This is a genomic window from Collinsella sp. UBA1693, from assembly GCF_002320115.1.
Taxonomy (GTDB): Bacteria; Actinomycetota; Coriobacteriia; order Coriobacteriales; family Coriobacteriaceae; genus Collinsella; species Collinsella tanakaei.
In genome coordinates this window covers 30,679-50,071 of record NZ_DCJT01000010.1, presented here as the reverse complement: position 1 = coordinate 50,071, position 19,393 = coordinate 30,679, and the positions used below count along the sequence as shown (strand labels likewise).

15 protein-coding genes and 1 pseudogene are annotated in these 19,393 nt (G+C 60.6%); 11 read left to right on the top strand and 5 right to left on the bottom strand.

Annotated elements, in window-relative coordinates; genetic code table 11:
- Positions 1-3: 3 nt before the first annotated feature.
- Positions 4-585, top strand: coding sequence for an SGNH/GDSL hydrolase family protein (locus tag B3H65_RS04560; protein ID WP_286684307.1), 582 nt, complete (start codon positions 4-6; stop codon positions 583-585).
- Here B3H65_RS04560 and tsaA read toward each other — a convergent pair.
- Positions 582-1,319 (bottom strand): tRNA (N6-threonylcarbamoyladenosine(37)-N6)-methyltransferase TrmO, encoded by a 738-nt coding sequence (gene tsaA / locus B3H65_RS04555; RefSeq protein WP_286684306.1) that lies wholly within the window; start codon positions 1,317-1,319, stop codon positions 582-584. The two genes, B3H65_RS04560 and tsaA, sit on opposite strands and share 4 nt — an antisense overlap.
- Before the next feature lie 321 nt (positions 1,320-1,640).
- Positions 1,641-3,671 (bottom strand): GTP-binding protein, encoded by a 2,031-nt coding sequence (locus tag B3H65_RS04550; RefSeq protein WP_286684305.1) that lies wholly within the window; start codon positions 3,669-3,671, stop codon positions 1,641-1,643.
- A gap of 211 nt (positions 3,672-3,882) precedes the next feature.
- Here B3H65_RS04550 and B3H65_RS04545 point away from each other — a divergent pair, with 211 nt between their 5' ends.
- The 4 genes and pseudogenes from B3H65_RS04545 (at position 3,883) to B3H65_RS04530 (ending at position 7,297) form a co-directional block, all read left to right on the top strand.
- Positions 3,883-4,485: a glycosyltransferase family 2 protein gene (locus B3H65_RS04545; protein ID WP_286684304.1), complete on the top strand. Its 603-nt coding sequence runs from the start codon at positions 3,883-3,885 to the stop codon at positions 4,483-4,485.
- Positions 4,486-4,545: 60 nt separating this feature from the next.
- Complete coding sequence (locus B3H65_RS04540; protein WP_286684303.1) at positions 4,546-4,842, top strand: hypothetical protein; 297 nt, start codon at positions 4,546-4,548, stop codon at positions 4,840-4,842.
- 94 nt (positions 4,843-4,936) lie between these two features.
- A pseudogene (locus B3H65_RS04535) lies at positions 4,937-5,947 on the top strand (YfhO family protein); the annotation flags it as partial.
- A 48-nt stretch (positions 5,948-5,995) separates the two neighbouring features.
- Positions 5,996-7,297 carry a YfhO family protein gene (locus tag B3H65_RS04530; protein ID WP_286684746.1) on the top strand — a complete coding sequence of 434 codons (1,302 nt, stop codon included), beginning with the start codon at positions 5,996-5,998 and terminating at the stop codon, positions 7,295-7,297.
- A 123-nt stretch (positions 7,298-7,420) separates the two neighbouring features.
- Here B3H65_RS04530 and B3H65_RS04525 read toward each other — a convergent pair whose 3' ends face one another.
- Positions 7,421-9,832, bottom strand: a complete 2,412-nt coding sequence (locus B3H65_RS04525; RefSeq protein WP_286684302.1) for a 5'-nucleotidase C-terminal domain-containing protein — start codon at positions 9,830-9,832, stop codon at positions 7,421-7,423.
- A 276-nt stretch (positions 9,833-10,108) separates the two neighbouring features.
- A complete protein-coding gene (locus B3H65_RS04520; protein WP_286684301.1) occupies positions 10,109-11,062 on the bottom strand; it encodes a tRNA dihydrouridine synthase in 954 nt (317 codons plus the stop codon).
- 204 nt (positions 11,063-11,266) lie between these two features.
- On the opposite strand from B3H65_RS04520, the gene B3H65_RS04515 reads away from it, so the two are divergent.
- On the top strand, positions 11,267-11,683 hold the full coding sequence (locus tag B3H65_RS04515) for a rhodanese-like domain-containing protein (protein WP_286684300.1): 417 nt from the start codon (positions 11,267-11,269) through the stop codon (positions 11,681-11,683).
- Between the two features lie 18 nt (positions 11,684-11,701).
- Here B3H65_RS04515 and B3H65_RS04510 read toward each other — a convergent pair whose 3' ends face one another.
- The gene (locus B3H65_RS04510) at positions 11,702-12,589 is read right to left on the bottom strand and encodes a LysR family transcriptional regulator (RefSeq protein WP_286684299.1); all 888 of its coding nucleotides are present in this window, start codon (positions 12,587-12,589) and stop codon (positions 11,702-11,704) included.
- Positions 12,590-12,768: 179 nt separating this feature from the next.
- Here B3H65_RS04510 and B3H65_RS04505 point away from each other — a divergent pair, with 179 nt between their 5' ends.
- The 5 genes from B3H65_RS04505 to B3H65_RS04485 all read left to right on the top strand — a co-directional run bounded on the left by B3H65_RS04505 (position 12,769) and on the right by B3H65_RS04485 (position 19,315).
- Positions 12,769-13,788, top strand: a complete 1,020-nt coding sequence (locus tag B3H65_RS04505; protein WP_286684298.1) for an aldo/keto reductase — start codon at positions 12,769-12,771, stop codon at positions 13,786-13,788.
- A 5-nt stretch (positions 13,789-13,793) separates the two neighbouring features.
- Positions 13,794-14,009: a hypothetical protein gene (locus B3H65_RS04500; RefSeq protein WP_286684297.1), complete on the top strand. Its 216-nt coding sequence runs from the start codon at positions 13,794-13,796 to the stop codon at positions 14,007-14,009.
- Positions 14,010-14,013: 4 nt separating this feature from the next.
- Positions 14,014-14,763 carry a carboxymuconolactone decarboxylase family protein gene (locus B3H65_RS04495; RefSeq protein ID WP_286684296.1) on the top strand — a complete coding sequence of 250 codons (750 nt, stop codon included), beginning with the start codon at positions 14,014-14,016 and terminating at the stop codon, positions 14,761-14,763.
- A gap of 240 nt (positions 14,764-15,003) precedes the next feature.
- The gene (locus B3H65_RS04490; protein WP_286684295.1) at positions 15,004-17,001 is read left to right on the top strand and encodes a DNA gyrase/topoisomerase IV subunit B; all 1,998 of its coding nucleotides are present in this window, start codon (positions 15,004-15,006) and stop codon (positions 16,999-17,001) included.
- 73 nt (positions 17,002-17,074) lie between these two features.
- Positions 17,075-19,315 carry a DNA gyrase subunit A gene (locus tag B3H65_RS04485; RefSeq protein ID WP_286684294.1) on the top strand — a complete coding sequence of 747 codons (2,241 nt, stop codon included), beginning with the start codon at positions 17,075-17,077 and terminating at the stop codon, positions 19,313-19,315.
- The last annotated feature ends 78 nt before the right edge of the window (positions 19,316-19,393 follow it).

Here is a 19,393-nt window from a genome sequence, read left to right as displayed (position 1 = left end):
CCCATGAGCCTCTCCATACTTATGGTGGGCAACAGCCTCACCGCGGCAAATGCCATGCCAACCATCCTCGCAAGTCTCCTCGACGCGCAGGTGGTCGCCATCACCCGCGGGGGCGCTCGACTCGCAGAATTCTCCAACCCTCTCACCAAAACGGGATCGCGCGTTCTGCAAGCGCTGGACGGCGATGGAACTCAGGCAGGGCACGGATGCTTTGACTACGTGATCGCGCAGGATATGAGCCATCTGCCCGCAACCAACCCATCTGCACACGAGCGAGCGGTGGCCAAAATATGCGAGCTGGCACGCGACCACAACGCGATGCCCGTGCTCTACGGAACCTGGGGATACCGAGAGGACTCGGCCAAACTGAAGAAGCTGGGCATGAGCGCCGCGCAGATGGGTCAGCTCATGCATGAGGGATCTCTGCGTGCCGCTGCCGCCCATGGCGCCATCTTTGTCGACATGGCAAAAGCCGTGGCGCAGATGGAGGACGCCAGTTGGTTTTACGCGGCCGACGGCGTGCACCCCTCGCCCGCTGGATCGCAATTTGTTGCCCAAACGATTGCAGACGCGTTGAACCGCTAGTCGACTCCAAGAACGTGCAGCACGTCTCGATCCACGGTGAACGCGACATCAAGCCCGGCATATGCCAGATGATAGACGCGGTCGGGCTCGTGCTTGCTTCCGGCACGGCGCGGATCCTGGTGCAGGACTTCGATAAGACCTTCGAGCTTAGATGCCTCCGCAAGCGCTGCAAAACGAGCGCGTAGCTGGTCGGGAAAATCGACTTCGAGCTCATGCCAGGGCGCGTCCTCGATCCATCCTCCCGTGGCTTCCGGATGGCAGTCTGCAAAGGGAATATAGGGCTTGATGTCATAAATGGGCGTGCCGTCGCGCAGGTCCGCCGCAAGCACATGGATCACGGGACCCTGCGGCGTCAACTCCACATGATCAAGCTTTACGCAGGTAAGACCTATAGGATTGGGACGGAACGGGCTGCGCGTAGCGAAGACGCCGCGCCTCTCGACACCGCCCAAGCGCGGCGGACGCACGGAAGGCGTCCACTTGGACGTGGCACCGCTCTTATCCTTAGTCGCTAGATCTGCGGCGATATCCGCCGCAGCCCCGCCCGGCGTGCCGTTTTGGAACTCCCAAAGCAACCATAGATGCGAGAACTCGTCGAGCCCCTCCACCGCCGCGTCCAGTGCGAACTCCGGCTCGAAAACGATGCGCCCCTGCAGATGGGGAGCAAGAAAGCTGTTACGGGGAATGCCGAACTTCTGCGGCAGGTCTGTATGAATATGTGCGATGGCTTTCACAGCGACCCCTTCTATTTCCAGGCATGTTTCGTGACTACAACGGGCTTTTCCTGCGTTCCGCCCTGCTTGTCAGGCGCCTGTGCGCGGCTCTTTCCAGAATGCCGCACGCATTTGTGACGGATAATTGCATCGATTTTGATTATCCCCAAGTAGACAGCCATGCTGCCCAAAGAAACGCCTGGTAAAGCCAACCAGCAAAACAGGTATACACGCACTTTTCTGAAAACGATGCAATTATCCTTCAGAACTGCGCGGGCGCACCATTCAGGACCCGTTTTCACAGCAACTATTCCATGAGAATCGCCTGATACTCGCCGCACCTCACCCCGCAAAGAAACTCGCATCCGCCTTTCGCCACGGGCGCAGCCGATCAAAGTCGATCTCGACGTGCGCCTGCGCGGGAACCTGGTCCCACGCCACGTTGTAACCCGCGCCATGGCTGCAAAAGACGGAGCCTGGCGTATTGGCAAGATCCGCCACGGGATCATAGGCGGCCTCAGCGATAACCTGCTCGGCGTTATGGCAGGGCCGGTAGCCCGCATACTCCAAAAACAACCTTCCGCGACCTCCCGAGTACGCGCCCACCTCTAGCGCGTAGGAGCCAATCTCAGAAGCCAGGGCCGCGCCCGCAATCTCCGCGCGGTCACCCTCGGCGACCGGCGCATCGAAATCGGCGCCCATACGTTGCAAATCAGCAAGCGCGCGACCCACCTTGTCCGCCGGAACGCCCAGTCTAAAGCGGTACCACGGTTCCAGCAGCTGGCAAGCCCCCTGTTCACGTGCCGTCATCAATGCCTGACGAATAGCGCGGTAGGTTGCCTGCCTAAAATCGCCGCCCTCGGTATGCTTCAGGTGCGCACGCCCGCCCAGCAAGGTGATGCGCGCATCCGTCAACGGAGCACCGGTCAGCACGCCGGGGTGTTCGCGCTCTAGCACATGGGTAAGGATGAGCCGCTGCCAGTTGCGGTCCAGGTCATCCTCGAGGGCGCGGGTGCCCGCCTCAACGCCCGCTCCGCGCTCCGACGGCTCCACCAGCAACTGAACCTCCGCATAATGGCGCAGCGGCTCAAAATGGCCCGCCCCGCGCACCGGCGCGGTCACGGTCTCGCGATACAGAATGCCGCCGGCTCCAAAGGTCGCCTCGAGCCCAAAGCGATCCAACAGCTGACGCGCCACCACCTCGCGCTGGACCTCCCCCATAAGCTGCACGTGCACCTCTTGCAGCTGCTCGTACCACGCAACGCCCAGCAGAGGATCCTCATCCGCAAGTTCTCTCAGCGCCTGCACCAGCGTGGTAGCGTCCGCACCCGCGGCGTTCACGCTGTAGGAAAGCACGGGCACCAGAGCGGGCTCGGCCAAACGCGCCTCCGCGCCCAAAGCACTCCCCGGCAGAACCTGGGACAATCCGGTCACCGCGCACACGCGCCCCGCCGGCACCTCGCGCGCGATCTCAAACGAGTCGGCATCATAGATGCGCACCTGGTCGACCTTCTCGTTCCATGCCGCACCACGGTCAAAGCCGCTCAACTGCTCCTTGGCGCGCAGCACGCCGCCGGTGACCTTGACCCAGGCCAGGCGCTCGCCATGCGCCCCGCGACTCACGCGGTACACGCGCGCGGCGAACTCATCCGGCCACGCCTTCTCCTGCATCAGCGCGACCACGCCGTCCAAGAACTCCTCGATACCTTCCATGCGCAACGCGGACCCCGCAAAGCACGGAAAGACCTTTCTTTGGACGATAAGCCGCCGAATCGTCTCGACAGACAACGAGCCGCTCTCCAGATACTCATCCAGCGCGTCTTCATCGGTCGCCGCGACGTCTTCTAAAAGCGCGGCAGCGCCCTCCCCCGCCCCGCCAGCCGAAGCGGCCAACGCCGCCAACGCGGCGCCGTCCACAATCGAGGCCGACAGGCGGCGATGCATCTCGTCCACAACGGGACCGAGGCCGTCCGCGGCAAGATCGAGCTTGTTTACAAAAACAAAGGCAGGAACGTTATATCGGGCAAGCAGGCTCCATAGGGTCTCGGTATGGCCCTCAACCCCGTCGTTGGCGCCCACGATGAGCACAGCGTAATCCAGCGCCCGCAGCGTGCGCTCCGCCTCCGCAGAGAAGTCGACGTGGCCCGGCGTGTCGAGCAACATTACGTGCGCACCCGCCCAATCCAGCGAGGTCTGCTTCGAAAAAATCGTAATGCCACGCTCGCGTTCCATGGCGTCCGTGTCGAGGTGCGCATCGCCCTTGTCCACGCGCCCCTGCCGGCGAATTACCCCCGCTCGATAGAGAAGGGCCTCCGCCAACGTGGTTTTGCCCGCATCGACGTGGGCGACAAGACCTATCACGGCCTGGGACATGGGCGCTCCTATCTATGCAGGCCACGGCTGCCCGCGGCGGTTTTGCAACCCATTTATTGTATCCCGCTCATGCAACCGAGACGCCCGAGCTTACATGCGGCGGTATATGGCCAGTTTGGCCAAATCGAAACGCCAAGGCCTATACTTAAATGATTGAAAAACCAGCAAATAAAAGCGCTATCGCCTCGCGCAGTGACTCGGGGGTATCACATTGAACGCACAGCAAACTCTATCCGTTGTTGTTCCATGCTTCAACGAGGAAGAGAGCCTGCCGCTCTTTCTCAAGGTGCTTTCAAGCGTAGCGAAAAAGATGGAAGGCGAGCACTCCCTCGCCTTCGAGGTCATCCTTGTCGACGACGGCTCAACAGACCGGACGCTTGACGTTATGAAAGAGCAGGCGAGCGCGCACGATTCCCTCGCCATCAAGTGGGTCTCCTTCTCGCGCAACTTTGGCAAGGAAGCAGGTCTTCTCGCAGGGTTGCAGCACGCCACGGGCGATTACGTCGCCACCATGGATGCGGACATGCAAGATCCCCCGTCCCTTTTGCCACAAATGTTTGAGATTCTCCAAACGGAAGACTATGACAACGTGGCGACGCGGCGCACCACGCGCCAAGGCGAGCCGCCCATCCGATCATTTTTCGCCCGGATGTTCTACCGCCTCGTCAACCGCATCTCCAAAACAGAGATTGTCGACGGCGCACGAGACTTTCGCCTTATGCGCCGGTCCATGGTTGATGCAATTCTGTCCATGCCGGAGTACAACCGTTTTTCCAAGGGCATATTCGGCTGGGTTGGTTTCAAAACAAAGTGACTGCCCTACGTCAACGTGAACCGCGTCGCCGGAGAAACCAAGTGGAGCTTCTTCTCCCTTTTGCTTTACTCAATCGATGGAATCGTCGCCTTCTCTACCGTCCCGCTCTCGATCGCCTCTGTTATGGGAACGATTTTCTGCATAATCGCGTTCATCGCCCTCATCTTTATCTTCTTTCGCGCACTGCTGTTCGGCGATGCCGTCCAAGGCTGGCCATCACTCGCCTGCATCATCATCTTCATCGGGGGCATTCAGCTTCTCTGTCTTGGCATCATGGGTCAATATCTTGCCAAGACCTACCTTGAGACCAAGCACCGCCCCCTTTACATCGTGAGGGAGAGCAACATCGATGAATAAGAACGGTTGCAGGACTCTTTTATTTTGGGCCGCCTGCTTCGCCCTGCCCATCACCATGCTTGCCGTGCAATCCGTCTGAGCGGGTACGTACCCATTTGGGGCCCAATCCTTTTTGGCGGACGATCTTAGATATCAATATATCGACTTCTTTACCTGGTACAGAAACTTGTTGTGCGGACAGGGAAGCATCTTTTACTCCTTTGCCCAAGGCATGGGATCCAATACCTGGGGGCTTTACAGCTACTACCTCGCCAGTCCGTTTAACCTGGTGACCCTGTTGTTCGACCAAAACCATCTCACCCTTGCCATTTACGTCATCGTCGCGCTCAAGCTAGGATGCATGCAACTCGCCATGACCTGGTATCTCAAAAAGAGGTTCTCCCTCTCCCCTGCGTGGGCACTCGCGCTTGGGCTTTGCTACACCTGGTCGACCTGGACGGCAACCAACCTGCGCAACCCGCTTTGGCTCGACGCGCTCATCATCCTGCCGCTCGCCGCCTGGTGCTGCCATAGGCTCATCATAGGCGGCTCATTTGCGCCCCTCGCCGCAATAGTCGCCATTGACGTGACCACCTGCTGGTACATGGCCTACATCACGCTATTGTTCCTCTGCCTGTTCGTCCTCTTCGAACTGGCGGATCACATAACATCCGGCGCGCGCGTCTCTGCTCGCTGGGTCGCCGGCAGGGCAGGGCGCTTCACATTCGCCATCGTTCTTGGCCTTTTGCTCTCCTCTTGGACATTCGTTCCAACCGTACTCGCTATGCTGGGAGGCTCTGGCTCTTCCCAGATTTCCCCACTTGTCACCACGCCCCACGCAATCCTGCTGGGCTTTCTTCCCTCGCAATGGGCACCGGACACGGTACCGCAATTCTTTGCAGGCGTTATTCCACTCGTGCTTTCCGCCTGCTTCCTTCTCACCCCAAAGGTCGATTGGAAGTTCAGGCTCCTCTCATTCGCATTCCTCGCGTTCATGGCTGCATCGAGCATTTTTGGCGCCCTCCAGTTTGTATGGTGCGGTATGCGAGTTCCAAACGGGTTTTATTCTAGAACCGCCTTCCTGTTCACCTTCCTGCTCATCTGGACCGCAGCTTATTACCTATACGCACACGCGACAGCAAATAACACGAAGAAAGAAACGGCTCATGCCCCAGTGGCACCCATTGCAAAGAACGCAGCGCTGACCGCCCTTCTTTTGCTCGTATGCGTCGATTTGGGACTCAACGCCCACTCCGCATGGGGAAAGATCTATTACAACTACACGCAGGAGCAGCATAACGCCTACGTTGAAGAGGCTGACGTGCAGCTCGCTCAAATCAAGCAAGCGGACACGGACCCCTTCTACCGCTTCGACAAGACGTACAACAGAATCGGCGCCTCGTTCAACGAGGGCATCTCGCACGGCTTCAACCAGCTCTCGTCCTATTCGTCCGCAAACTCCCCCGCCGCCATACGGTTCCTCAACAGCATGGGATATAGCAGCGTCGGGGAGTTCTCAACCGTCTATGCTTCGCCCGTGCTGGCAATGGATAGTTTGCTTGGCGTGCGCTACGTCGGCGCCTGGGGAACGCCCGCAGGATACCGCGCGACCGGCATCGAAACCCCAAGTAACGGCGCCTCCATTTCGTACAACCCATACGCGCTTTCCCTAGGCATAAGCGTCGATGCAAACAACAGCCTCGCCATCCCCAATGGGGGTAATCCATTCGAGCGCCAAAACGCCCTGTTCTCCGCAATCACGGGCTCCACGGTTGAACTCTACCAAAAGATCGATGCCACGCAACACGATGCAGACGGACGCCTAAGCTGGACCGTCAACGTTCCGGCAAACAGCATTGGCTACGCCTATGTGGTACGCGGCGAAACCGCGGGAAGCTACTCCCCCGTCTCATTCAGTGTCGACGGAGGCCCCCTCATAAAGGAAGGATGGCGCTTCTCCAACAACGTACGCGAGGTCAACAGCCAGATTGTGGAGAGTGCCACAACCCATACCGTGAACATCGACCCGTTCTATGAGGGCGGCGCCGTCCCCGCTGGCACGGGCTGCTTGTTCTACGCGCTTAATATGGACGAGTTCGCCCGCATCCATGACAGCCTTTCACAGGCACAGCTTGTCCCCAGCGTGTTTGAAGACGGCCACGTCTGTGGCATATACACGGCCGCGCGCGACACCACCCTGCTGCTCTCCATACCCTACGACAAAAGCTGGCAAGCCCGCGTGGACGGCAGCGAGGTTCCTATATCGCCCGCGTTCGACAAAGGCATGAGCTCCATCCCCGTCTCTACCGGCAGCCACACCATCGAGCTCACCTACCGCTCTCCCGGCTTCACCGCCGGCCTTCTCCTCACGCTGGTAGGCTGCGGTACCATGGCGTTCATTGGCATATGGACCGTTCGCAGGCGCAGGCGCAACGAGACCAGCCCCACAGCCAACGCTCCTTCTTTGCGCAGCTAACCGTTACAAAAAGGGCGCTCCCGCAAACAACAGCGGGAGCGCCCTTGCGTTTGGAAGATTACGGCCTGCAGATGGCTTGCGCCCGCTTGACCAGGATCACCCTAAGATGGTCGCCGCAACCGATTACTTAGCACCGTCCTTGATGAGGTCCTTGGCGAGCACAAACACCTTCGCACCCTCGCAGCGCAGGGTGGAAGCCGTAGGCTTGAGATAGGACCCATCCGCCTCGACCGAACCGGTCAAAATGCCCTTGGAGGCAGCCCACTTAAGAGCATCGACGGCGAAGACGGACTCCTTGCCGGCGTCCTTGCAAGAACGGTAAGCATCGTCGCTGGTCGCTACGGGCGCTCCGGCAGCGCGCCAGACCAACGTGACAAGCTGCTCGCGCGTCACCGTGTCGTGAGGGCCAAACAGGTTGGCCATCTCGCCGTTCGCCTTGGTATATCCGCTGGTAAGTCCGTTCTCATACGCCCAGTTGAGCGCGTTGATGTAGTAGGCCCCATCTTCAACATCGGTAAACGGCGTCTTGTTGGCACCCGGTTTCTCACCCGGCGTCGCATCGCCGGAAATACGATAGAGCACCGTCACAACCTGCGCGCGCGTCATGTTGTCATAAGGCCCAAAGAAGCCGGTGGAAGCGCCCGAATCGTCTGAATACCCCTTCATCAGCTCGGCGTCGACCGCCTGGCCCACCACGCCGGCGAACCAATCGGTGGCGGCAACGTCCTTAAAGTCGGTGCCGGGCTTGGTCGCGTACGTGATGCGGCCCTCGCCGGTGGCATTGGCATAGCGCTCGCCCACCACGCCCTTGAGGTCGTTGGTGATGTAATTGATAAGCGCCTGGTTGTCTAGGATCACGTTCTCCTGCAGCACCTTGTTGTCCTTGAACATGGTGAGGCCGTCGCCGCCTTCAAGCAGCATGTATCCGTGGGATGCGACCTTATACGTCTTGGCGGCATCGATTGCCTGGTCGCCCACCTTGACATCGAACACGCGGCGCTCTCCGTCCACGCTGACAAAGTTGCCGTTCTCATCCGTCTTTACGGACGAGGGGATGGAGGCGTCGATCTTGTAGCTAAGGCCGGACACCTGCAAAAAGCCGCCAAACTCCTCCGGCGCGTTGGAAGCGCCCATCTCGAGCGCATCCAGAATCTCCTGGCCAGTAGCCTCGATCAGGCATAGCTCGTTGCCGTAAGGCTGAACGGAGAGCAGGTCGTTGTTGGTAATGTCGCCGGCAGCGATAGATGCGCGCACGCCGCCGCCGTTAGCCAGCGCGATATCGGCTCCAACCGCGGCACGGTAAGCGTCCGCGACCAGGTCGCCCATATTGGTCTCATGGTGGCGAACCTGGCGCACGCCGTCGGCATCCACAATGGTAAGGGCCACGTCGGTCTTGCCCACAACCTTGTTGAGGACGTCAGCAAGCTCGCCGTTCACCTGGTCGACGACCTTCTTGACCGCGGCGTCCTCGTCCTTGCACTCAGACGCCGGGACCAGCTGCGCGGTAACGTCCTGGCCGTCTGCCGCGTCCGCATCGATCACCAGGTTGCCCACGTTGGCAAGCTTGGTACCGGTCTGCACCAGCACCACCTTGTCGCCATCGCTGTTGGCAAGCGTCTGGATGGCACCCGCCGCGACCTCGGAACCAACCGTCTTGTCATAGGCCTCGTGCGAGTGACCGTCGATCAGGGCGTCGATGCCGGCGGTGTGCTTGATAACGGCCTCGCTGGTCCAGCGCGAGGTTGTACCCTCGATGCCAAGATGGCCCACGGCTACCACGTAATCGGCACCCTGGGCGCGAGCCTCGTCCACAGCGCTCTGCACCGCGGCGTACAGGGCCTCGCCGGTTTCATCATGACAGAAGCCGTAGATGTAGTTGCCGGCAGCGTCCTGGAAGTTTGCGGGCGAGGACTTGGTAAGCGTCTCGGGAGTGGAGATGCCCACGTAGGCGACCTTGAGCACGCCGTCCGCGTCATCTGCGGCGACGTCTGCGTCCTTGTAAGTCTCGATGGCGATGGGCGCGAACACGCTCGCCTTGGAACCGTCGGCGTTAAGCTTGGTGAAGTTGCAGGAGAGGTACGTGGCGCCCGCCTGCTTTACCAGCGCGTTGAACTGGTCCATGCCGTAGTCGAACTCATGGTTGCCGGGGATTGCGTAGTCGTATCCCACGGCGTTCATGATCTGGACCAGCGCCGCGCCCTTGGTGAGCGTTCCCACGGGACCGCCCTGGATGGCGTCGCCCGCATCGACCAGGGTCACGTTGCCCGCGCCGTACAGACTCTTTTGCGCGTTGGCATACGCCGCGACGCCGGCATAGCCAATGCCGGTCACGTTGCCGTCCTTATCAACCTGCTGATCGATAGCGCAGTGAACGTCGTTGGTAAAGACAATGGAAACAGCGCCGTCTTTTGACGCGCCGTCAGCGCCGGCAACCCCGGCAGCGTAGGCTCCCGCGGGTGCCGCCGTCACGGCGCCGGCGATCAGCGCCGCGGCACCCAGCGAGAACAGGGTCCTCCGAACAATCGGCTTACTCATGCGCAGTCCTTCCTTAAATGGTTGGCGAATGCAATCCCTGCCTACTTTAAGCGACAAGTGACATCGGATTGTCATGCCTGCGTAACCCCATGCCCAAGCGGTTGACATGCCGTGCCAAACGGCAAGGCGGCACGTCAGAGGACCGCGCGACTCGCCGGGAACCCCTGCGTGCCCGGCGCATTGTAAAGAAGCGCTTAGACACATGTAAGCGTTCACGCCCGGCGCGGGCCGTGCGGCCCCACACCGCCTGGCGCCGCCCAATGCCGATCGTGCGTCCTACGCTCTAAACACCGGCACGGCTGCGAAGGCCTCCCTGCTGAAGACCCCTGCCGCTGCATGCTCGTACTCGTCCACGCGGCGGACCTTGCGCACCGTGCGATGCACCGCCAGCGGGTCGGCGAACGCGAACTTGGCGTAGAACCACCACTCTTTCATGCGAAAAACCGCGTTACCACCCATCTCGTCCAAATACGCTGAGAACAGCTTGTCATGAAAGCGCTTGAGCTCCGCCGCCGTAGCGGGCGCGCCGCCACGCACCATGCGCGCCAGGGCGGGATTCGCCAGCACGCCGCGGCCCAGCATCACGTGGCGCGTCTGCGGATACGCCGCGCACAGGGCGTTATACTCGTCCACGCTAAAAATGTCGCCGTTGTACGCCACGGCGAAAGGCGCGCGTCGCAGCGTCTCGCCATAGGCCTCCTGGCGCGGGGCTCCTTGGTAGCGGTCCTTTTGCACGCGCGGGTGGACGATGAGCTCTGCCAGGGGCAGGCGGCAGTACAGATCGAGGATCTGCCGGTACTCCTGGTCTTGCACCAGCCCCAACCTGGTTTTGACGGAGACGGCTATGGGCGAGCGCTCGCATACATCTTGCAAGAATTCCTCCAGCTCACCGAGGTCGCGCAAAAAGCCCGACCCGCGGCCCTTGGCCACCACCGTTCCAGACGGGCACCCCAGGTTGAGGTTGACCTCTGTGTAGCCCAACTCGGAAAGTACCTGCGCCGCCCACACGAACTCGTCCGCGTTTCTGGTAAGCAGCTGGGGCACCACATTGAGCCCTTGGTTGTTTTTGGGGTCGATCTCCTTGAACGCCTTCTTGCCAAAGCCGGAACCCACGTGCGGCGGGGCGAGAAACGGCGTGTAGTAGCGGTCTAGCGGACCAAAGCATTCCGCGTGCACGTTACGGAACATATATCCGGTAAGCCCCTCCATGGGGGCCAGCGACAAGATCATCGAGTCTCCTCAACCAAACATCAAGTAAATATCAGCAGATAGAACCTAGTGCTAGCGCACCCGCTCGCATGCGCGCCGCGCAACGCGGGGGCGCGGGCGTGCCGCGCGCCGTGCGTGAGCCGCACGCGAGGCCCCTCTTTCTTGCGTGCCTTGACGGGGTGCAGGAAAACAACAGTAAAGCACGCGGTCCGCCCGCGCCAGAGCATGCCGAAAAGCAACAACATCACCGCAAGGCCGGCAATCGCCGCCCCCGGCCTCGTCGGCCTCTCCGGTTGCGCCAGCACGCCAGCCATCCAAAGCGAAAGCTCGTCCTCATATCAACAGGTAGACGCGGAGGCTGCCAAGAAAATGATGGACGAGGAAGAGGATTACGCCATCCTCGATGCGCGCACGCAGGCAGAATACGATCAGGGCCACATCCCGAGCTCCATCCTGATGCCGCACGACACGGTGGTGGACGCCGCCGAAGGCGCCCTGCCCAACAAGGACCAGCCCATCTTGGTGTACTGCCACAGCGGAAACCGCAGCAAACAGGCGTCTCAGACGTTGGCGGACCTCGGCTACACAAACGTGGTTGAGTTCGGTGGTATCAACAGCTGGCCATACGATGTCGAGCGATAGCCCGATCGATATAGACGATTAGCCCAGGGCCTCGCGCATGCGCCGCAAAAACTCGTCGCAAGCGCGGGAGCGAAGGCGGTACTTCTTCCACACCAGGTACGAGGCGATGCTGCAAGGCGGGTCGAGAGGAATGAACCGCAAGCCCGAGTCGCCATCAACTTGAAACAGATGGTCGATACCCATCGCGCACGCCACTCCCGAGCGCAAAAGATGAGAGGCGTTGCCAATAAGATCGTAACGACCCACAACGTCCAAAGCTTCAGGATCGATCGCACCGCTGGACCAAGCGGCGAGGTCCATGGCTTTGTTCGTTGTGCGCGAACTTAACAGCAGCGACATGCGCGCCAGGTCCGCAGGCGTCACCACCTCGAGTTTTCCCCAGGCTCCGTCGGCATCCACGCACACGCCCATGCGGTCCTCCCCTGGCATGCGCTCCCACTCGTATTTCTCCAAATTAACCGGCTCAAGAAGCAGCGCGAAATCCAAAAGACCGCGCTCCAGACGTTCCTCAACCGCATCGGCGTTGCCCGTATACAGCTCAATCGTCACATCCGGATGGTCGCGCCGCAAGCCGGCGAACACGTCAAGCACCGTCCGTATCGCCCTGGTCTCCCCCGCGCCAATGCGAATGTTGCCCATGATTCCCAGCTCGCGTTCTGCCATCTCCATCTCGGTTTGCTCTACAAGCGAGAGTATCTCTTCCGTCCGTTGGCGCAATCGCATGCCATCGGTCGTAAGCACGCATGACCTGTTGGTGCGCTCGAACAGCTCCACTCCCAGCTCGCGCTCCAAGTCGGCAATCTGACGGGAAAGCGTTGGCTGCGTCACGTGCAAAACGTTCGCCGCCTCGGTCATGTTCTCCTCGCGAGCAACCGCAAGGAAATAACGAAGGCTTCGCAACTCCATAGATGCCCCTTTTCTTCAACCGTGTTGCACACCAGCCGCGACGCGGCTCCAAGGCGAAACGCCGCCCCGGTTCTGCCATGCGAAGTTTGTATATCAAGATAGTACATATAGGCATTTAACATTACCAGTCAAGACCTATACCGTAAATCTCAACACACACGCAGCAGAAAGGCGGCATCATGCGCTACACCACCCTTGGCCATTCCGGCATCAAAATCTCCCCGCTTTGCCTAGGCGGCATGAGCTTTGGTGCCCCCAGCCTAGACTTCCACCAGTGGACCGTCGGTCCGGACGAGACCCGCGCCGTCATCAAGCGCGCGCTCGACCGCGACATCAACTTCATCGACACCGCCAACTGCTACAGCTTCGGCACGAGCGAGGAGTACATAGGAGCAGCCCTGCGCGACCTGGGCGTTGCTCGCGAGAACGTCGTGCTCGCCAGCAAGGTCCACTTCAACGAAGGCGGGCTCTCCGCTGCGGCCATCAAGCGCGAGATCGAGGGCTCGCTCAAGCGCCTGGGCACCGACTACCTCGACCTCTACATCATCCACCGCTTCGACTACGACACGCCCATGGAGGAGACCATGGAGGCACTGAACGACCTCGTCCGCGAGGGCAAGGTCCGCGCCCTGGGCGCGAGCGCCATGTACGCCTACCAGCTCCACAACCTGCAGGATATCGCCCTTGCAAACGGCTGGGCCCAGTTCACCAGCATGCAATGCCACTACAACCTGCTCTATCGCGAGGACGAGCGCGAAATGATCCCCGTGTGCCGCCAGTTCGACATGGCGATCACCCCCTACAGCCCCCTGGCGTCCGGCCACCTCTGCCGCCCCACGTGGGAGAGCGAGAGCACGCGCGGCACAACCGACAAGACCATGGCGAGTAAGTACGACCACGATCGAACCATCGACATGCCCATCGTGGAGCGCGTCGCCAAGGTTGCCGCCGACCACGGCGTTGCCATGTCGCAGGTCGCCCTCGCCTGGCACTGGGCACGCGGCATCGAGTCCCCCATTGTGGGCTGCTCAAAACCCGAGCGCGTCGACGATGCCGTAGCGGCGCTCGACCTTGAACTCAGCGATGCCGAGATCGACTTCCTGGAGGAGCTCTACGAGCCCCATGCACTCGTGGGGCCCAAGGGCCGCCCCGGCGAGGCTCCTCTTGCCGGCACCACCAACGTCAAACTCACAAGGTAAAAGCCGTGGACGAGAAAACCATGGCGAACCTGCGCGATGCCGGGTGCCAAGAGGACCTCATCCAAGAGCTTGAGGGTCTGTCCAGCGCGTGTGCCCGCATCTGCCGGCTTAAACGATACAGGCGCGAAGTGCTCGAGCGCATGCATGCGGAGCAACGCCAGTTGGAAACCCTTGATTACCTTATCCACACATTGCAAATCGACTGCCAATCAAAGGAGTAAAACAATGACCATCAAGCAGACCGCAGGACACGACGCCATGGGCGAGTTCGCCCCTGAGTTCGCGCACCTCAACGACGACATCCTGTTCGGCGAGGTGTGGAACCGCGACGACAAGCTCCCCCTCAAGCTGCGCTCGATCGTCACCGTCAGCGCGCTCCTCGGCAAGGGCATCGTGGACAGCTCGCTTGCCTACCACCTCCAGAGCGCTCGCAAAAACGGCGTCACCAAGTCCGAGATGGCCGAGATCCTCACCCACATCGCCTTCTACGCCGGCTGGCCCAACGCCTGGGCAGCCTTCAACATGGCAAAGGAGGTCTACGCCGACGAGGCGGCAGAGACGGAGGGGCACGGCGGCTTCTTTGGCTTGGGCGAAAAGAACGAGGCATTTGCACCGTACTTCATCGGCCAGAGCTACCTCAAGCCCCTTACCGACGAGAGCGCCTACCTGCCCATCCACAACGTGACGTTCGAACCGGGTTGCCGCAACAACTGGCATGTCCACCACGCCGCGAAGGGCGGCGGCCAGGTACTCATCTGCGTCGAGGGCGAGGGCTGGTACCAGGAAGAGGGCAAGCCCGCCCAGAGCCTTGTGCCCGGCGACATCGTGGAGATCCCCGCGAACGTCAAGCACTGGCACGGCGCCAAGGCAGGCTGCTGGTTCAGCCACCTGGCCTTTGGCTTCCCTGGCGAGGACTGCTCCAACGAGTGGCTCGAGCCCGTGGATGATGAGGCGTACAACGCACTGGAAGCGTAAATCCGCCTCAAGAATGCAGGAGCGCTCCTTGAGCTTTCTTGTGCATATGCGTGCACCCTCTCTATAAAGAAGCCCCACGTGCTCTGATCATCTCGCTCGGCAAAAACTCCCCGAACGAAGCTATACACAAACATTTGTTCGATGGATTTCGATTGGACGAGACCCAATGCGAGCTGGGCTATGCTACGGTATTCATCTATGGCTACATAGACGCAAAAGGGAACCACCGAGAGAGCGAGCATGGCAAAGAACAACGCAAACTATGGCAACGACAGCATCCGTCAGCTCAAGGACGAGGAACGCGTACGCCTGCGCCCCGCCGTTATCTTCGGCTCGGACGGGCTCGACGGCTGCGCGCACGCCGCCTTCGAGATCCTGTCCAACGCCGTCGACGAGGCGCGCCAGGGCTACGGCAAGCTCATCACCCTCACCGCCTTCCGCGATGGCTCCATTCAGGTCGAGGACAACGGCCGCGGCTGCCCGCTCGACTGGAACCCGTCCGAGAAGCGCTTTAACTGGGAGCTCGTTTTCTGCGAGCTCTATGCCGGCGGCAAATACAACAATAACGAGGGCGGTGACTACGACTTCTCGCTGGGCACCAACGGCCTGGGCTCCTGCGCGACCCAGTACGCCTCCGAGTACATGGACGTCACGGTCTGGCGCGACGGCAACAAGTACTCCCTCCATTTCAAGAAGGGCAAGGTCGTGGGTGCCAAGAAGAAGGCGCTCGAGATCGAGCCTTCAGATGAAGATCGCACCGGCACCACCATCAAGTGGCGCCCGGACCTGGAGGTCTTCACTTCGATCAGCATCCCCCACGAGTGGTATCGCGAGACCATGCGCCGCCAGGCCGTGGTCAACGCCAACGTGACCTTCCGCCTGCGCATCGAGGGCAACGATGGCGAGTTCGTCGAAGAGGATTTCTGCTATCCCAAGGGCATCGAGGACTATGTGCTCGAGAAAGTGGGCGCCGACTACCTCACCGAACCCTTCTTCATCGAAGCAGACCGCCGCGGCCGCGACCGCGAGGACCTGCCCGACTACAACGTCAAGATCACGGCCTGCTTGTGCTTCTCACGCACCTTCCAGATGCAGGAGTATTACCACAATTCCTCGTGGCTGGAGAACGGCGGCTCGCCCGAGAAGGCCGCCCGCAGCGCGCTGACCAGCGCAATCGACGCCTACATCAAGCAACAGGGCAAGTACAACAAAAACGAGAGCGGCATCAAGTGGCAGGACGTCCAGGACTGCCTGGTGCTGGTGACCAACTGCTTCTCCACCCAGACCTCGTACGAGAACCAGACCAAGAAGGCCATCAACAACCGCTTTATCCAGCAGGCCATGACGGCATTCTTCAAGGAGCGCCTCTCGACCTACCTGATCGAGAACAAAGACGCCGCCAACAAGATCCTAGAGCAGGTGCTCATCAACAAGCGCTCGCGCGAGAACGCCGAGAAGACCCGCCAGAGCATCAAGACCAACCTGCAGCAGAAGACCGACATGGCCAACCGCGTGCAGAAATTCATCGACTGCCGCTCCAAGGACAAGACCCGCCGCGAAGTCTACATCGTAGAGGGCGACTCGGCGGCGGGCGCCATCCGCACCTCGCGCGATGCCGAGTTCCAAGGCGTCATGCCCGTTCGCGGTAAGATCCTCAATTGCCTAAAGGAGGACTACCCGCGCATCTTCAAGTCCGACGTCATCATGGACCTCATGCGGGTACTGGGCTGCGGCGTGGAGATCAAAGACAAGCGCATCAAGAACCTGGGCGCCTTCGATCTTGATAACCTCAACTGGAGCAAGGTCATCATCTGTACGGACGCCGACGTCGACGGCTACCACATCCGTACGCTCATCTTGACGATGCTCTACCGCCTGGTGCCCACGCTTATCGACGAGGGCTACGTATACATCGCCGAGTCGCCGCTCTACGAGATCAACTGCAAGGAGAAAACCTACTTCGCCTACACCGAGCTCGAGAAAAACGATGTCTTGGCAGAGATCGGCGACCAGAAGTGCTCCATCAACCGCTCCAAGGGTCTTGGTGAGAACGACCCGGACATGATGTGGCTCACCACAATGAACCCCGAGACGCGCCGTCTGATCAAGGTGGAGCCCGAGGACGTGGCCAAGATGGAGTCCATGTTCAACCTGCTGCTGGGCAACGACGAGGCGGGACGCAAGCGCCATATCGCCGAGCACGGCAAGGAATATCTCGACCAGCTGGACCTGCAGTAAGGTCCGTCGCCCGTCACCGGGCGAACCCGCTTGAACCGCAGCACAGGCCCCCAAGAAGCATCAAGAGGAAATCGTGGCTAAGAAGAAAACCAACACCCCCAACAAAAAGAAGCAGGTCAACGCCGATAACGTCATCGGCCTGCACTCGGAGGTCACGGCACAGCCCATCACGGAAACGCTCGAGACCAACTACATGCCCTACGCCATGAGCACCAACGTCTCGCGCGCGTTCCCCGAGATCGATGGCTTCAAGCCCTCGCACCGCAAGTTGCTCTACACCATGTACAAGATGGGCCTGCTCAAGGGCGACCGCCAGAAGAGCGCCAACATCGTGGGCCAGACCATGAAGCTCAACCCGCATGGCGACGCCGCCATCTACGAGACGATGGTGCGCCTCGCCACGGGCAACGAGGCGCTGCTGGCGCCGTTCGTGGAGTCGAAGGGCAACTTCGGCAAGTACTACTCGGGCGACCTGAGCTACGCAGCCTCGCGTTACACCGAGGCAAAGCTCTCCCCCATCTGCGCCGAGATCTTCAAGGACATCGACAAGGACCCGGTCGACTTTATCGACAGCTACGACGGCGCCATGAAGGAGCCGCGCCTGCTGCCCACCACGTTCCCCAACATCCTGGTCTCGGCCAACAAGGGCATCGGCGTGGCCATGGCCTCCGACATCTGCGGCTTCAACCTCAATGAGGTATGCACCGCCACCATGCACTTCCTCGAGGACCCCGACTGCGACCTGCTCGAGTACATGCCCATGCCCGATTTCTCCACCGGCGGCGAGATCATCTACCGTCGCGAAGAGATGGAGCGCATCATCGAGACGGGCCTGGGCAGCTTCCAGATCCGCTCGCGGTGGCGCTGGATCCCCGAAGAGCGCATCATCGAGGTCTACGAGATCCCCTATACCACCAAGACCGATGTCATCATCGACCGTATCGTCAAGCTCTCCAAGGAGGGCAAGGTACGCGAGATCGCCGACATCCGCGACGAGACCGACCTCTCCGGCCTGCGTATCGCCATTGATCTGAAGCGCGGCGTCGACCCCGAGAAGCTCATGGCCAAGCTCTACCGCGCCACCACGCTGCAGGACTCGTTCTCGTGCAACTTCAACGTGTTGGTCGACGGCTACCCGCGCGTCATGGGCGTGCGCCAGATCCTGCACGAGTGGGTCGCATGGCGCGTCCAATCCACGCGCCGCCGTGTGAACTTTGATTTGGGCAAGAAGTCCGAGCGCCTGCACCTGCTGCACGGCCTCGAGGCGATCTTGCTCGACATCGACAAGGCCATCGCCATCATCCGCGGCACCAAGCTCGAGGCCGAGGTGGTCCCCAACCTGATGCGCGGCTTCGATATCGACGAGACCCAGGCCGAGTTCGTGGCCGAGCTCAAGCTGCGCAACATCAACGAGGAGTACATCCTCAACCGCACCAAGGATATCGCGAAGCTCGAGGGCGAGATCGCCGAGCTGGAGGAGATCCTCTCGAGCGAGGACAACATCAAGAAGGTCATTTCCGACGAGCTGGCCGCAGTCAACAAGAAATACGTCATGCCGCGCCGCACGGGCAGGATCGAGCCGTCCGACGTTATCGAAGTAAGCCTGGAGCCCGAGGTCGAGGAGTACCCGGTCACCATCATGCTCTCGCGCGAGGGCTACCTCAAGAAGATGACGGACCGCGTGCTTCGCAAGGGCGCTGCGCTCAAATATAAAGATGGAGATGAACCCTTCATCGAGTTCCCGTCCGCCAACACGCACGAGCTGTTAGTGTTCACCAACAAGAGCCAGGTGTACAAGTGCAAAGTCGCGGCATTTGAGGACACCAAATCCGCGCAGCTGGGATCGTATCTGCCCACCGACCTGGAAATGGAGGCGGACGAGAGCGCGATCTGGGTCATCGACCCCGAGGACTACAAGGCCGACGCGTTGTTCATCTTCGAGAACGGCCGCGCCGTGCGCGTCGCGCTCGCGGGCTACGTCACCAAGACCAACCGCAAGCGCCTCAAGAACGCCATTTACGGCGGATCCAAGCTGCTGTACGCCCAGGTGCTCAAGGAGGATCGCGACATCGCGCTAGTCTCGAGCGACTACCGCCTGATGAGCTTCAACACGTCGCTGCTCAAGACCAAGACGACCACCAACACGCAAGGCGTCCAAGCGTTCACGGCCAAGAAGGGCCGCATCGTCACCACCGTGAGCACGGCCGAGGAGGTGCTGGGGGCCGGCGTCTCCGCGGAGAAGTTCACCGCCCAGAGCCTGCCGTGTGCCGGCGCCCTCATGAAGGAAGACGACATGCCGAGCTTGTTTGACTAGGACAATTGGTTAAAACCGCGAAAGTCGAACCGCTGCAAACCTTTAAACAATGGCCCCGGAACGCGATAAAATGAACTG